General features: G+C 66.6%; 14 protein-coding genes. 5 read left to right on the forward strand and 9 right to left on the reverse strand.

What is annotated here, in order from left to right:
- Positions 1–5: 5 nt before the first annotated feature.
- The 4 genes from AC5I49_RS07800 (at position 6) to AC5I49_RS07815 (ending at position 6,409) form a co-directional block, all read left to right on the forward strand.
- Positions 6–800 carry a prepilin-type N-terminal cleavage/methylation domain-containing protein gene (locus AC5I49_RS07800; RefSeq protein ID WP_209669929.1) on the forward strand — a complete coding sequence of 265 codons (795 nt, stop codon included), beginning with the start codon at positions 6–8 and terminating at the stop codon, positions 798–800.
- Positions 801–832: 32 nt separating this feature from the next.
- Complete coding sequence (locus AC5I49_RS07805) at positions 833–1,390, forward strand: pilus assembly PilX family protein (protein ID WP_495789130.1); 558 nt, start codon at positions 833–835, stop codon at positions 1,388–1,390.
- A 46-nt stretch (positions 1,391–1,436) separates the two neighbouring features.
- A complete protein-coding gene (locus AC5I49_RS07810) occupies positions 1,437–5,915 on the forward strand; it encodes a pilus assembly protein (RefSeq protein WP_495789131.1) in 4,479 nt (1,492 codons plus the stop codon).
- An 80-nt stretch (positions 5,916–5,995) separates the two neighbouring features.
- Positions 5,996–6,409: a type IV pilin protein gene (locus AC5I49_RS07815; protein WP_495789132.1), complete on the forward strand. Its 414-nt coding sequence runs from the start codon at positions 5,996–5,998 to the stop codon at positions 6,407–6,409.
- A gap of 105 nt (positions 6,410–6,514) precedes the next feature.
- Here the strand turns inward: AC5I49_RS07815 and AC5I49_RS07820 are convergent, their stop codons facing one another.
- The 3 genes from AC5I49_RS07820 to AC5I49_RS07830 all read right to left on the reverse strand — a co-directional run bounded on the left by AC5I49_RS07820 (position 6,515) and on the right by AC5I49_RS07830 (position 8,844).
- Entirely contained in the window at positions 6,515–7,204 is a 690-nt protein-coding gene (locus tag AC5I49_RS07820) for a hydrolase (protein WP_013803115.1), read from the reverse strand.
- Positions 7,205–7,214: 10 nt separating this feature from the next.
- Positions 7,215–7,841 (reverse strand): isochorismate family cysteine hydrolase YcaC, encoded by a 627-nt coding sequence (gene ycaC, locus AC5I49_RS07825; RefSeq protein ID WP_016445411.1) that lies wholly within the window; start codon positions 7,839–7,841, stop codon positions 7,215–7,217.
- A 139-nt stretch (positions 7,842–7,980) separates the two neighbouring features.
- On the reverse strand, positions 7,981–8,844 hold the full coding sequence (locus AC5I49_RS07830; RefSeq protein ID WP_495789133.1) for a pirin family protein: 864 nt from the start codon (positions 8,842–8,844) through the stop codon (positions 7,981–7,983).
- Positions 8,845–8,975: 131 nt separating this feature from the next.
- Between AC5I49_RS07830 and AC5I49_RS07835 the strand changes: the two genes are divergently transcribed.
- Positions 8,976–9,878: a LysR family transcriptional regulator gene (locus AC5I49_RS07835; protein ID WP_016445413.1), complete on the forward strand. Its 903-nt coding sequence runs from the start codon at positions 8,976–8,978 to the stop codon at positions 9,876–9,878.
- Between the two features lie 85 nt (positions 9,879–9,963).
- Here AC5I49_RS07835 and AC5I49_RS07840 read toward each other — a convergent pair whose 3' ends face one another.
- The 6 genes from AC5I49_RS07840 to AC5I49_RS07865 all read right to left on the reverse strand — a co-directional run bounded on the left by AC5I49_RS07840 (position 9,964) and on the right by AC5I49_RS07865 (position 14,969).
- Positions 9,964–10,464 (reverse strand): copper chaperone PCu(A)C, encoded by a 501-nt coding sequence (locus AC5I49_RS07840; protein WP_074923518.1) that lies wholly within the window; start codon positions 10,462–10,464, stop codon positions 9,964–9,966.
- Positions 10,461–11,699: a hypothetical protein gene (locus tag AC5I49_RS07845; RefSeq protein WP_495789134.1), complete on the reverse strand. Its 1,239-nt coding sequence runs from the start codon at positions 11,697–11,699 to the stop codon at positions 10,461–10,463. The genes AC5I49_RS07840 and AC5I49_RS07845 overlap by 4 nt, the downstream gene beginning before the upstream one ends.
- 1 nt (position 11,700) lies before the next feature.
- A complete protein-coding gene (locus AC5I49_RS07850) occupies positions 11,701–12,900 on the reverse strand; it encodes a methanobactin export MATE transporter MbnM (protein ID WP_252652497.1) in 1,200 nt (399 codons plus the stop codon).
- Positions 12,900–13,856, reverse strand: coding sequence for an MbnP family copper-binding protein (locus AC5I49_RS07855; RefSeq protein ID WP_203399609.1), 957 nt, complete (start codon positions 13,854–13,856; stop codon positions 12,900–12,902). The genes AC5I49_RS07850 and AC5I49_RS07855 overlap by 1 nt, the downstream gene beginning before the upstream one ends.
- 149 nt (positions 13,857–14,005) lie before the next feature.
- Positions 14,006–14,491 (reverse strand): DUF2946 family protein, encoded by a 486-nt coding sequence (locus AC5I49_RS07860; RefSeq protein ID WP_495789135.1) that lies wholly within the window; start codon positions 14,489–14,491, stop codon positions 14,006–14,008.
- A 10-nt stretch (positions 14,492–14,501) separates the two neighbouring features.
- Entirely contained in the window at positions 14,502–14,969 is a 468-nt protein-coding gene (locus tag AC5I49_RS07865; RefSeq protein ID WP_013803107.1) for a copper chaperone PCu(A)C, read from the reverse strand.
- Between the last annotated feature and the right edge of the window lie 39 nt (positions 14,970–15,008).

Raw genomic sequence — 15,008 nt, forward strand, 5'->3', positions numbered from 1 at the left:
GCCGCATGCGCATGCCGTCCCAGGCGGGCCTGTCCCTGGTGGAGATTCTGGTGGCGCTGGCCATCGGCCTGTTCCTCGTGCTGATTGCCACCACCATCTACATGCAGGGGCTGTCGAGCTTCGGTTTTCGCGTGGGGCAGAGCGAGAACCTCGGCAACAGCCGGCTGGCGCTGGCCGTGCTGGACTCCGAGTTCTCCAAGGCAGGCTACAGGAGAGACCCTTCGCAGGCGATGTTCGACGCATTTCCTGCCGATTCCTCGCCCCATCCCAACGGCTGCCAGTTCGCCCAGGGACAGGCGCTCTACGCGGCTGACGCGCAGACCGTCTGCCTTCGCTTCCAGCCCCGGGACGCTGCGGAAACCGACTGTGCGGGCACGCCGGCGAACCTGGGGGCCGCGGGCCCCTATGACGCTCCGGCGCCGGCGACCGGCATGTTCGCGGAGAAATACACCGTCGAAAGTGGTGTGCTGGTCTGCCGGGCCGCGCAGGAGGTTGTGCCGCTCGCCGATGGCGTGCGGGCGGTGCATTTCGAGTTCGGCATCGATCGGCAGACAGCGCCCGGCGCGATACGCAGGGTCGATGCCTTCACGGCCACGTTGCCCGGGAAGCAGGAAGCCATCCGTTCCCTGCGCCTTGCCCTCTTGCTGGAAAGCTCCGGCAAGGTGACGCAGGGCATGACCTCCACCGTCTGCGAGCGTTGGGCGCAACTGGGCGGCGCCCGGGCCCGATGCGATGCGAATGCCGGCTCCCTGCTGCAACTGGCCACCGGCACGCTCACCCTGAGGAATCTGATGCCATGACCGCGCTGATCGGAGCCCGGAGCCGCCGCTGCATGTCCTGTGTCCTGCACGGGCGCCAGCGCGGCAATGCCTTGCTGGTGTCCATGATCATGCTGCTGCTGGTGTTGCTGCTGGCGGTGGTCGGCATGCGCGTGGCCACGCTGGAGGCACGCATCGCCGCCAACATGGTGGATAGCCAGCGGCTGTATGAAACCGCGGATGGCACGCTGCGAGAAGGTGAGCGCAAGCTGCTGGAGCATGCCGTCGCACTCAAGCCTTGCAATGGCGCCGGCACTCCGGTGGCCGAGAGCAGCGGCATTCCCTGCTCGGTATCCGATGTGCGTACGGACTCCATCGGGCTCGGTACGGATTTTCGGACGACCAAGGCCAAGGCGGCCGGGTTTCAGCAGCCCGATGGGTACTGGTATCCCCGATACATCACGACCGCCTGTCCCAAGTCGGGTAGTGCGACGTCCGCGCTGGATGCACCCGCCACCGGCTGCACGGACTTCTATGAGGTCAATGCCCAGGCCACGGAAAAGACGCAGGCCCAGGCCTGCGGAGCGCATGCGCTGTGCCTGCGGTCCAGCGTCAACATGTTCATAAAGTAAGCAGGGGGAGGGAGCTTCAATGGCTCGCATTGCAAGTTGGAAAACCATGCATGGTCCGAGGGGGCGCCAGGGCCTGGCACGCGCGTGGCCGGCCCTGGCGCTGTGGACGTGCGCATTGGCACTGGCCAGTACGCCGGCGCATGCCCAGGGGCGCGCGGACACCGTGCTGTCCCAGATGCCGCTGTTCGTGAACCAGGCGCTGGCGCCCTTGAACATGCTGGTGATGGGGCGTGACCACAAGCTGTACTACGAGGCCTACAACGATGCCTCCGACCTCAACGGCGACGGTGTGATCGATGTCGGGTACAAGCCGGACCAGATCGACTACTACGGCTACTTCAACAACAACGTCTGCTACAGCTATTCCAAGGGTGTTTTCGTGCCCTCGCAGGCAGCGACCGGAAGCAACAGGAAAAAGTGCTCGAACCACTGGAGCGGCGACTTCCTGAACTATCTGGGCACATCGCGCATGGACGCCATACGCCGCGTGCTCTATGGCGGCATGCGTGCGGAGGACACGGCTTCGCGCACCGTTTTGCAGACCGCCTACATTCCCAGGGATGCGCACAGCTGGGGCAAGGCCTATGACCCTGCGCGGGATGCCAAGGTCTACAGCATTTCGGACTATGCGCCGCTGCGCCCGCCGGCGGTCGGCACGCGCCATCTGTTTGCCGTCACCACGCTGGGGGAGGCCGCTGGCGTCATCACCCAGTTGCGCGTGCTCAATGACTCCTCGTTCCAGATCTGGGACTGGGTGTCCCAGGAGGGCTTTGCAGGGCAGAGCAACTGTGCAGGCGGCAATTCGTGCGCGCGGGCCAGCAGCAGGATCACCGACTACAACCTGCTTGTGGAGGCCTGCTCCAGCAGCAATGTCCAGTTGCTCGAGGCCAGCTGCAAGGCCTATCCCAACGGTGGCAAGACCATCTACAAGCCCACGGGGCTGCTGCACGACTTCGGGGAGAACGGGAAGATGTACTTCGGCCTGCTCACAGGCTCGTACGAGAAAAACATCGCCGGCGGCGTGCTGCGTCGCAATATCGGCAATTTCGCAGAGGAAGTCGACCCTCAGACGGGCCAGTTCAAGACGGGTGTCAATGGCGTGGTCGCCAACATAGACCGCCAGCGGCTGATCGGCTACACCGGCGGCAAATACGTGGAATGCGGCTGGATCACGTCCGGCCCCATCAGTTCGCTGGACAAGCCTTCGAAGTGCGCCATGTGGGGCAACCCCATCAGCGAAATGATGTTCGAGACCATGCGCTATTTCGGCGGCGCGTCCCAGGCCCTCGGCATCTATGACTACGCCGGCGGCTCCTCCAAGGATGCGTCCCTGGGCCTGTCCAAGCCCGCCTGGGAAACGCCCTACAGGGCCAAGGCCGAAGGCGGGGGCGGCTACCAGTACTGCTCCCGTCCCGTCATGACGGTGCTCAGCGACATCAATCCCTCCTACGACGGCAAGCTGCCCGGCAGCCGCTACGCGAGCGTCGGTGCCAGCGCCCTCAATGGCTTCAATGTCTCAGACGAGGTGGCGGCCATCGGCTCGGCCGAGCGCATAGACGGGAAGAACTTCTTCATCGGCCAGTCAACATCGGCCAATGCCGACCAGGCTCCTTCGGTCAAGACCATTGCAGACCTGTCATGGGCGCGCGGCCTGTCTCCTGAGGAGCCCAGCAAGGAAGGCACCTACTATGCCGCAGGCGTGGCCCGTTTCGGCGCCAGGAATGCCATCTTCGGCAACAGCCAGGGCAAGAATGCGCTGAGGACCTACTCCGTGGCCATTGCGTCACCGCTGCCGGAAATACGCTTTCCGATCGGCGGCAAGCGCTTTGTGACCATTGCGCCGTTTGCCAAGACCGTCTCCGGCAGTGCCGGTGGCAGCACCGTGAACAATGCGGTCTTCACGCCGACCAACCAGATCGTCGACTACTACGTGGTCAACATTGCCAACACGGGCAAGGCGGACATCGATGCCTCGGTCAATGGCGGGCGGCCCTATGCGGAGTTCCGCATCAACTACGAGGACGTGGAGCAGGGCGCCGACCATGACATGGACGCCATCGCGCGCTACACGATCGCGCTGCAGGCCGATGGCACGGTGAAGATCGACATGGTGTCCGAATACGCCGCTGGCGGCCTGGGGCAGCACATGGGCTATGTGATCTCGGGCACCACCAAGGACGGCATGTACCTGGAGGTGCGTGACAAGGACACGGCCTCGGCCTACTACGCCTACAACACGCCCCCCAATCGCGATCCGGGCTACTGCCGGGGCAGCATCTCGGCCCAACAGCGCACGGAATGCTCGAACCTGGGGCTCACGGCCACCCGCAGCTTCACTCCCGGCAATGCGACCGATGCGGGCAGCTTCCTGAAGGGACCGCTGTGGTATGCCGCCAAGTACGGCGTGCCGGACCGCGACCCCTCCAAGATCACGGGAGATCCGGACAACTATTTTCTGGTGACCAATGCCGGCACGCTCAAGGAGCAATTGACCAAGGCGTTCAACGACATCCTGCAGAACATCAGTTCCGTGACGGCGGTCAGCGTGGACATGCCCACGGCGACACTGGGCGAAGGCGCCGACCTGTATCGGACCACGTTCGAGGTCCAGTACTGGAGCGGCGATGTCATCCGCGAGAAGCTCACCACCAGCGACAGAACGCTGGTGTGGAGCGCGGCGGAACTCCTGTCGGAGCGGTCCGCCGATGACCGCAAGATCTACTACCCCAGCAGGACCGGCAGTGCCGTGTCGCTGAGCCCTTTCACATACTCCAGCCTCAGCGGGCAGCGTTCCGATGCGTCCTGGCTGGCCGTGCTCAACACGGACCCGGCCACGAACTCCGCCGATGGCCAGGCCAAAAAGCGCATCGAGTTCCTGCGTGGCGAGGTGCGCGATGATTTGCGCGTGCGCAAGCCCCTGGCCAGCGGAAAGCCCAATGTGCTGGGCGACATCGTCAATTCCTCGCTGGTGCGGGTCAAGGGCGGCCTGTACCGCGCCTCCGCTGCGGACAAGCTGGAGGGCAGCACCACCTATGCCGCCTTTGCCGCGAAACAGGCTGCCAAGGAGATGCTGTATGTGGGCGCCAACGACGGCATGCTGCACGCCTTCGACGCGGCATCTGGCAAGGAGGAGTTCGCCTTCATTCCATCGGGGGTGAAGAATTCGCTCAATGTCCTGACGTCCCGGTATGGCGCGGGCGGCGCTCCCCACCGCTACTTCGTGGACGGGACGCCCGTGGTCTCCGATGTCTACTTCGGCAACGCCTGGCACAGGGTGCTGGTCGGCAGCCTGGGCGCGGGCGGGCGGCAGGTCTTCGCGCTGGACGTCACGGACCCCACCTCCCCCCGGTTGCTGTGGGAGTTCGGCGTTGAACAGGACGAACGCATGGGTTACTCGATGCCAACGCCCGTCGTTGCGCGGCTCAACGACGCCGGCCGGTCCAAGGGCAGGTGGGTGGTATTCCTGTCCAATGGCTACCAGGCGTCGAACAGCGCCTCCGGCGAGTCCAGCCTGTTTGTGCTGGATGTCTCCAGTGGCGAGGTCATCCGGCGCTTTGATTTCGCGGCAGGCATGACGGCCGCAGAGCTGAGCGCGCTGCCTGCGCCGAAGAACGGCCTGTCGCGCGCCGCCGTGGTGGACAACAACGGCGATGGCAAGGTGGACGTGGCCTATGCCGGTGATCTTGCGGGCAATGTATGGCGCGTGGACCTGGCCAGCGGTGCCAGCGGCTCATGGAATGCGCAACTGTTCTTTGTGGCACGCGAGTCCGAACGCAGCGGCGGCAAGCGGCTGTCCATCACCACCGCACCCTACGTGGTGCGGCACTCCAGCGGCAAGGGCGATGTGGTGGCCTTCGGCACGGGCCGCTTCATGACGGATGACGACAAGCTGGACATGCGCCGGCAATCGGTGTTCGGTGTCTGGGATCGCTACGGCACACCCGCCACGACTGCGCCGCAGCCGCTGCCTACCGCCGGCAAGGGGCGCGGGGATCTGCAGGCCCAGCAGTTCACCCAGGTGAGCGGCTTTCCGGGCAAGTTCGCCCTGTCGGCCAACCCGGTCACCTGGTACAAGGACGCCACCAGCACCGCCGACTCCAATGTGCACAGCTGGGGCTGGTACGTCGATCTGCCGCGCGACGGCGAAAGACTGGTCTACGACATGAGCCTGTACGGGCGGGGGCTGGTGTTCACCTCCATCCGGCCGCCGCTGGGCGACCCCTGCTCCGCAGGCCTGGCCAGCACGATCTACGCCATCGATCCCGACACCGGGGGCAAGACCGACTATGTCGCCTTCGATGTGAACGGCGACGGCATCTTCAACGCCTCCGACAACCTGGCAGGCCAGCAGGTCAACGGCCGCGAGGTGGGGCCGGGCAGGCCCACCATCAGCGGCGCGAAGATCTTCGACTCCAGCGGAAAGCCAAGCGGGGCGGGAGACCCAGTCAAGACCGGGGGCGACGATATCAACAGCGGAGTGGACCGGGGGCGACAGAGCTGGCGCCGCCAGCCAGCGAACCCGTGACCGCCATCCCATCCACTACACAAAGGGGCCTGCCGGCCCCGGCCGTCTGGCTGGCCCTGCGGGCCCCCGAGGAGAAATGCGTGCGCAGCAAGCTATATGGATTCACGCTGATCGAGCTGATGATCACGGTGGCGGTGGTCGCCATTCTTTCGGCGATCGCCTACCCCTCCTACCAGGAATACGTGCTGCGATCGCGGCGCGTGGAAGCGCAAAGCCTGCTGGGCGAGGCCGCCGCCCGGCAGGAGCGCTGGCGGGCGCAGAACGGCGGCTACACAAGCTCCGTCGCCAACCTCAGGCTGCCCTGGGGGGACAAGTCCGAGAACGGCCACTACACCCTGACGATGGCCACGTCCGCCAATGACGGCGGCTACACGCTCAAGGCCACGCGCACCGGCCGCCAGGCATCGGACAGGCGCTGCGGCGACTACACCCTGAACGCCCTGGGCGTGAAAGGCATATCGCCCCTGGGAACGGTGGAGGACTGCTGGCGCTGAGCGCCACCGGGGCCGGGGTCTCAGTCCTGCGCCTCATCCACAAATTCCACCATGGCCGCCGACACCTTGGGCAAGCGGCCTCGTACCCGTGCCGTGCTACCGCAGTCAGGTGCGTTGCGAATCCAACTGCTCACCGTTCCTGGCCACTTCCTGCGCCTTGGAGTAGCTTTCGATCAGCAACTGGTACGGCGGGAAGACTGCGCTGTAGGCCTGAGCCCACTGCAACGCGTCCTCGCGGTTCCAGGTCTTTTGCACCTCCGAGCACACCGCCGCCGTGTCCATCGGCACGACGCCAGCCTGCACGATGCGCGCCAGCGTGATTTCCTGCGCCATTTTCGAGTAGGTCCCCGAGGCGTCGATCACCGCGAAGACCTGGTAGCCCTCGTGCACCGCGGCGATGCTGGGAAAGGCCATGCAGACGCTGGTGATCGTCCCCGCGATGATGAGCTGCCTGCGCCCGGTGGCCTTGACGGCAGCGACGAACTCCGGGTTGTCCCAGGCGTTGATCTCGCCCTTGCGCGCAACGTACCGGGCATGCGGGGCGTACTGGTGGATCTCGGGGATCAAGGGGCCGTTCGGACCCTGCGGCACCGATGCGGTGGTGATGACCGGGATCTTCGCCAGTGTCGCTACCTTGGCGAGTGTGGTGGCATTGGCACGTACCTCGGTGAAGGGCATGTCCTTGATGGTCTGGAACAGGCCGCTTTGATGGTCGATCAGCAGCATTGCCACATTGTCGGGATCGATGACCGGGCGGGCGCCGTTGAAGTTGGCGATGGTTTGGGGTGTGCTCACGGTCTTCTCCTCAATTGCCCTGGGTGAACGTGGTGTGGCTCGTGATCAGGTTGCGGTAGTCGGGGATGTGGTTGGAAAACAGAGTGCCCAGCCCCTGCACATCGTTGCGCCAGTCGCGGTGCAGTTCGCAGGCAGCGCCGAACCAGCTCATCAGTTGCACGCCGGCCTGCGACATGCGATTCCACGCCGCATCGCGGGTGATGGAGTTGAAGGTGCCGGAGGCGTCAGTGATCACGAAGACGTCGAAGCCTTCCTCGATGGCCGACAGTGCGGGGAAGGCCACGCACACCTCGGTCACCACGCCGGCGATGATCAGTTGCTTCTTGCCCGTGGCCTTCACGGCCTTGACGAAGTCCTCGTTGTCCCAGGCGTTGATGTTGCCGGGCCGGGCGATGTAGGGCGCCTGGGGAAACTGGCTCTTGAGCTCCGGCACCAGCGGTCCGTTGGGGCCGTTCTCGAAGCTGGTCGTCAGGATGGTGGGCAGCTTGAAATAGCTGGCGATGTCGGCCAGCGCCAGCACGTTGTTCTTGAACTTGTCCGGGTCGATGTCGCGTACAAGGGAGAGCAGGCCGGTCTGGTGGTCTACCAGCAGCACGGCGGCGTTGTCCTTGTCCAGGCGGACGTAGGGCTTGGTCATGGTGAATCTCCTTGGGGTTGCAAAGTGCCCGGGATGGGCGGTTCAGGCGCAGCCTTGCACGACCGGGGCAGCAGGCCCCGGCTGAACAAAGCCGCGTCGGGGGAAACATGCAGGGCTCCCGGCGGGAGCCCTGCGGCGCTCAGTGCGCCATCTGGCCGAAGCGTCCGCTGTTGAAGTCGGTCATGGCCTGACGGATCTCGGCCTCGCTGTTCATCACGAACGGGCCATAGCCCACCACCGGCTCATCGATGGGCTCGCCGGACAGCCACAGCACGGTGGCGTCGCTGCTGCCCTCGATCTCCACGCCGCTGCCGGCGCGCTCCAGGTGCACCAGTTGTCCTTCCCGCGCGATGGCGCCGTTGACCAGCACCGAGCCGTGGAGCACCACCAGGGCCAGCGTGTGGCCGTCCTTCGCGTCGAACCGGCCCACGCCGCCATGGCGGATGCGGATGTCCCACACGTCCATCGCCGTGAAGGTCTGCGCCGGGCCGCGGTGGCCGCCGAACTCGCCGGCAATCACCCGCACACGGCCCGCGCCTTCCGCCAGGTCCACCCAGGGAATCTGCGCATCCAGCAGCGTCTGGTAGCCCGGCGCGGTCATTTTGTCCTTGGCGGGCAAGTTGACCCAGAGCTGCACCATCTCGATGGTTCCGCCGCGTTCGGTGAAGGCGCGCGAGTGGAATTCCTCGTGCAGGATGCCGCCGCCAGCGGTCATCCACTGCACGTCGCCGGGGCCGATCAGGCCGCCGGCGCCGGTGGAGTCGCGGTGCTCCAGCTCGCCCTGGTAGACGATGGTCACGGTCTCGAAACCACGGTGCGGGTGCTGGCCGACGCCGCGCGGCCGGTCGGTCGGCCCAAAGGGCGTCGGCGCCGCGTGGTCAAGCAGCAGGAACGGGCTCAGGTGCTTGCCCAGCCCGTCGTAGCCGAACAGCGAGCGCACCGGAAAACCGTCGCCTACCCAGTGCATGCGGGGGGCGCTGTAGACACCGAGGATTTTCTTCATGCTGATCTCCTTGTGTCGCCGAGACAAAGGTCTTGGCTGACGGATAGAGAATAGGATTTGAACGATGAACGCGGTAGTCGTTAATATTTGCCATCAGAGTCCTATCTGAGGAACGATGAAGGCGGTGTGCAATGAAAGACCTGAACGACCTCTACTACTACGTGCAGGTGGTGGACCACGGCGGCTTTGCGCCCGCGGGCCGCGCGCTGGGGATGCCCAAATCCAAGCTGAGCCGGCGCATCGCGCAGCTTGAGGAGCGTCTCGGCACGCGCCTGATCCAGCGCTCCACGCGGCGATTTGCCGTCACCGAGACCGGCCAGACCTACTACGGCCACTGCAAGGCGATGCTGGTGGAGGCCGACGCCGCCGACGAGGCCATCGCGCTGACCCACGCCGAGCCGCGCGGCATCGTGCGCATGACCTGCCCGGTGGCGCTGCTCGATGCGCGCATCGCCGACATGCTGGCGGCCTTCATGGCCGCGTATCCGCGCGTGGAGATCCACCTCGAGGAAACCAACCGCCGCGTCGACGTGGTGGGCGAGGGAATCGACGTTGCCATCCGCGTGCGCCCGCCGCCGCTGGAGGACAGCGACCTGGTGATGCGCATGCTCGCCGAGCGCGGTCAATGCCTGGTGGCCTGCCCGCAGCTGCTGACAGGCGGCATCCCCCAGGTGCCCGCCGACCTGGCAGGCCTGCCGAGCATGGACCTGGGCCTGCCGCAGCACGAGCATGTGTGGCACCTGATCGGCCCGGACGGCACGCAGGCGGCCATCCGCCACCGGCCGCGCCTGGTCACGCGCGGCATGCTGGCGCTGCGCGCGGCGGCCTTGGCGGGGGTGGGCGTGGTGCAACTGCCCTCGATGATGGTGCGCGAGCAGATCGCGCGCGGTGAACTGGTCCACGTCATCCCGGGCTGGGCGCCACGGCGCGAGATCATCCATGCGGTGTTCGCCTCTCGGCGCGGGCTGCTGCCGGCCGTGCGGGCGCTGCTGGATTTCCTGGCAGAGCGGTTTGAGGCGCTGGACGAAGACTGAGCTGCCGGGAAGTCCCATGGTGGCGATTGCAGCAGCTCATGGCTGCATCTCGCCTTGTGGGGCGCGGCTCCTGCCGCATGTCCGTTCAATGCGGGTGTTGGTGTCCGGATGGCATGCGCTTGGGTTGCTGCACCCAGACCTTGACCTTGTACTCGCCAGCCTTTTCGAACTGCAGCGTCAGATCGAAGCGATCACCCTCGCGCAAGGGCTGCTTGAGATCGATCAGCATGAGGTGGTGTGACTGGCCATGGCGCAGCTGCACCTCCTGGCCTGCGGGCAGTTCGATGAAGGGCACTTCGCGCATGCGCATGATGTCGCCCTCCATCTTCATCTCATGCAGCTCCACGCGTGCGGCCGCTGGCGTGCTGGCCCCGATGAGCCGGTCGGCGTTCTTTCCCTTGTTCCTGATCCCCCGCAAATACGCCGCCCCGTTGCTGGAGCCGGCGATGGAGGGCGTGGCGTAGGGGTGGTCTATGACCAGGTCTCCCGCCCGGAAGTCATGGGCCCGTGCCGTCAGCGGCAGTGTCAGGGCACAGCCCGTGCCCAGCAGCATTCCAAGCGCCTGGCGGCGAAGCATTGTGGTCATTTCCAGTTCCTTTCCAACAGGGCATCGGGGGTCCAGATCAGCCGCAGGCCTGCCACCGTATGGCCTTTGCCGGCAATGTGCTCGCGCCCGGCTTCAAGCGCGATCAGAACGCTTTTGACGGGGCGCCAGCCGGCCATGGCCGTGAAGCGGCGCGATGGGTTGTTGGGCAGCAGGTTGGCGTCCGTGGCCACCAGCAGGGCGCCCGGCCCGCTGACGCGATTGGTGCTTCTGAGCCATTCCTGGCGGGCGCCGAATTCCCAGCGCGCGCGCGGCTGCCAGAGCACTTCCAGCCAGCCGCCCAGCGTGCGGCCCTGGTAGCGGGTGTCGCCGTTCTGGGAATAGAGGTTTCCGCTTTCGCGCCGCCAGATGCCTGCTGCGGTGAGCTGGACGCCGGGCAACGGCGTGGTCCAGGTAGCGCTGGCCCCGGCCAGGTCCACGGTGCCGTCGAAGCAGGTGATGTCGCGCAGGCTGGCATTGCACTGTGGCGCCGTGTGGATGTGGCCGCTGTTGGAGCGCTGTACATAGGCGCCGCGCCCCTTGGGCTGCATCCGGCTGTAGAAGGCGTCAGCCTGCACCGATGTCCAGGCGGCGCTGGCATGCACGACGGGCGCCCAGGCGGCGTTGTCGCTGCCGGGAAAGCGCCGGGCGCGCCAAAGCCCCAGGTCAATGCCCTGCAGCCAGGACATGGCGCCTTGCAGGTGGGGACGCCAGGCGGCGTTGACGCCATCCTCGATCCAGTCGCCGTTGAAGGCCGCCCGCTTGGCCAGCGGCATCTGGCCGTAGCGGTCGAAGTGCCCGGCACGCGTGAGTACCTGTCCCATGGGCACGCGGTTGCGGCCTGCGCCCAGGGTCAGCTCGGCGTCTGAGCCGCTGCGCGCCTCCATCCAGGCGGCCTCCACGTGGGCTGGGTCGCTGTCGTGCCAGCCCATCGCGATGTTGGCCCCCAGTTGGGGAGATACGCGCAGGCCGGCGCCCAGGGTGCCATGCTCCAGCCGCCAGCCGCGCTGGTCGTCAGGCGTGTCGCCCAGGCCCAGCGTGCCGGCCAGCCTGGGCGCCGGCAAGGTGGAATCGCCATGGAGATAGGCGGCCACCGCCGCCATGTCGATGCGCAGGCCGTTGGTCTGCGGGATGCCGTCATCCAGGGTGTGCGCGGCGGCGCTGCCTGCCGCCAAGGCGATGACGACGGCGATGGCCGCTGCCAGCGGTGTGCGTTGCGCGAGGAAGCTGCGTTGCATGCTATTGGCCTGCCTGCTGTGCAAAGGGATCGGCCAGCCTGGGGTTGGTGAGCAGCTCATGGTCCGTGAGGGTTTTGAGAAAGGCCAGCAGGTCGGCGCGGTCGTCGGCCGTCAGGGCGATCTGGTTGATGAAGTCGTTCTTGTTGGGGTTGGCGCGCCCGTCGCCGGCATGCGGGCCGGAGGTGATGTTGCGGCCACCGGCCGCATAGAACTGCAGCACTTCCTCCAGCGTCGCGATGCTGCCGTCATGCATGTAGGGGCCGGTGACCTCCACATTGCGCAGGCTGGGCGCGCGGAACTTGCCCATGTCCTTGAAGAGCTGGGTCAGTTCGTAGACGCCCCGGTTGGGCTCGGGGAAGGCGCCGGTGCCGCCGATGTTGTAGAGGCCCGTGTTGTGGAACGGGGTCTCGACGATGCGGCTGCCCGCGTGCACGATCTGGTCGTTGAAGTTGAAGCTGCTGTGGCAGTGGAAGCATTCGGCCTTTTCGCCGAAGAACAGGTTCATGCCGCGCTGCTCGGCCGGGCTCAGTGCCGTGCTGCCCTTGAGGTACTGGTCATATTTGCTGTTGCCCGAAAGAATGGTGCGCTGGAACGCCGAGATGGCGTGGATCACATTGCCCCAGGTGATGGGCGCTGCCTGGCCCGGGTAGGCCTTGGCGAAGCGCGGGCCGTAGCCGGTGTCGGCAGCCAGCCGCGCGAGGATTTCCTCCTTGTTGTTGTCGTTGACGCCCATCTCCACCGGGTCCGTGCCGAACAGCGGCGTCTCCATCTGCTTTTCAAGCGTGACCAGCGAGGGGTTGGCCCAGGTCAGCGTGGCGTTGTAGACCACGTTGGCCAGGCTCTGGGCGTTGCGCGGATGTGCGTGCCCCGTGGAGCCCAGTGATGTCGTCAGGCCATCGGTGAAGGCCTTGGACTGTATGTGGCAGCTCGCGCAGGCCTGCGTGCCATTGCCCGACAGGCGCCTGTCATAGAACAGAAAGCGGCCGAGCGCGGCCTTCTCTGCCGTCATGGGATTGGTGTCGGGCACCTTGGGGGTGGGGAAAAAGGAGGGCAGCGCCCAGGACCAGCCCGTGCTGCTGCCGGAGTCATCGTGGACGGCGGTGTCGCCGCCCCCGCAGCCCGCCAGGGCGATGGCCCCGGCAAGGCCGCACAGGGCGGCGGTCCATGCCGCCACCCGCCGAAGCGAATGGGGCTTGTGCATTACTTGGCCTCGGTACGGAACACGGTCTGGCCGCTGCCTTCATTGATGGAGCGGCCCGTGGTCAGATCGATCTTGAGCGCGCTGAAGATGGGCACGCATTCCGGATCGGTGGCCCCGGACATGCAGCCGGCGGCGCCGCCCAGGTCTTCCTTGACGTTCGAGCCCTGCAGCAGCTGCGCAATGTCCAGCACCACCTTCTGGGTGCCGGCATTGAAATCGCCGAACCCGAAATCCATGCGGTCCGCACGCGCGCAGCTGACCGTCTCGCCGGTCACGGGGTTGCCCGTGCAGCCGGTGGAGCCCAGGTGGACGTAGAAGGTCTTGCCGGGGGCGGCCGGCGCGGGGCGGGCCACGCCGCCCACGGGGTTGACCTCGATCTGGGCGAACTTGCGGCCGGCCTGCCACGACCAGGCCAGGGCCTGCACATCGAGCGGCTTGGGCGCGACGGCATAGTCGGTGTGGTTGACCGAGGAGGGCACGCCCACGGTCATCCTGATGCCCTTGTACGTGCCTGCGGGCACCGTGCCCCTGACCTGCGTGTTCTGCGCCTGCGTGCCTGCGTCGGCGCATGCGCCGGTGCCGTCCTCCAGGTCGATCAGCGTCACTTCCTTGGTCTGCCAGTCGTTGACGTCCAGGGTGACGGCCACGGCCTCGCCCTTGTCATTGATCAGCGAGACGCCGCTGACGTAAAAGCGCAGGTCATGCAGGTCCACCGTGGCTTGGCTGGTTCCCATGCCGGCGATGGGCGTGCCGCATTTGGCGGGCAGGTTGCCGGCCTTGGCGGCGAACTCGATGGCCACGGGCTGGGGGCCTGTGGGCGTGGTGGGCGTGGTGGGCGTGGTGGGCTGGCCGTTGTCACCGCCTCCGCCGCCACCGCAGGCGGCCAGCAGCAGCGGCAGCGCGGTGGCGATCAGGGCGAGGGGAAAGCGGGAGTTGTCAAAGTAAGTGGTACGCATGGGGAAACGGTTTCTTGGTGCCTGCGCTGGGGCCATGGCGGCGCGCAGGCGTGGGTAACCCTGCAGGCTGCGACACGGGTCGCGGCTTGGCATGGGAGAGGAATTCGGGAATGGGCGACGGCATGCCGCCCGTGCGGCCCTTTCGGGCGTCAGGAAAGGGGAGGCGCCCTGGGGGGAGTGCTCAGCACCACGCGCAGCACGGTGTCCCGCGGGCGCAGGGCCTGGGGCGGCAGCGGGGTGGGAGGCGGCGGCGCGGCAAAGCGCAGGTCAGCGCGGGACACATCAGGAGGGGCATCGCCCACGACCCGGCACAGCGGGCAATGCGCCTGGCCGGCTGCCGTGGTCTGCTCCTTGGCTTCAGGCTCCCCCGCAGCAGATGCCGGTTGCGCCTGCTGCAGGCCCAGGGGCGTGCAGACTTCCATGGCCAGCCGCGCCAGCGGGTCGCCACTGCCCTGGCCCGATGCCAGCACCATCGCCAGGGCAGGGTGCACAAAGGCGAACAGCAGCGCCGCAGCCATCCAGGCGGCAAAGCGCCGGCCCTGGTCGCGCCGCTGTCGTGCGCCCGGCAACGCCCACGGCCAGGCGGGTGGCCCGAAGGCCACCAGGCGCTTGATGCGGAGGCTGCTGCAGCGCATGGGCCCTGTGTCAGTGCTTGTGATCGTGGCCCGAGGGCGCCGCCTTGGTGGCCAGCGGGCGCACGGGCGCCTGCACCTGAACGGATTCACGCTTGCCGTCCTTGCCTTCGATGATGAGGGTCAGGGGCACGGTCTGGCCTTCCTGTACCTGCTGCTTGAGGTCCAGCAGCATCACGTGGTAGCCGCCGGGCTTGAGCTCCACGGTCTTGCCTGCCGGCAGGGCGATGGACGGCACCTGGCGCATCTTCATCACGTTGTCCTGCATGGCCATCTCATGGACTTCGACGACCGGCGTCAGGGGCGAAGTCGCTGCGACGAGCTTGCTGTCCTGGGCGGCCTGCAGTTTCAGGAAGGCGCCGGTGGCTTTTTGCTGCGGCACGGTGGCGCGCACCCAGGCATCACTGACGCTGACCTGGGCATTGGCGAATCCGCTGATCATGGCGGCGGCGAGGGCAAGCAAACGGACGTGGCGTTTCATGGGTTTCTCCTTCGTTGGCAAAAATGTCGTGTGTGTCGG

The sequence above is a fragment of the Delftia sp. genome, from assembly GCF_059499305.1.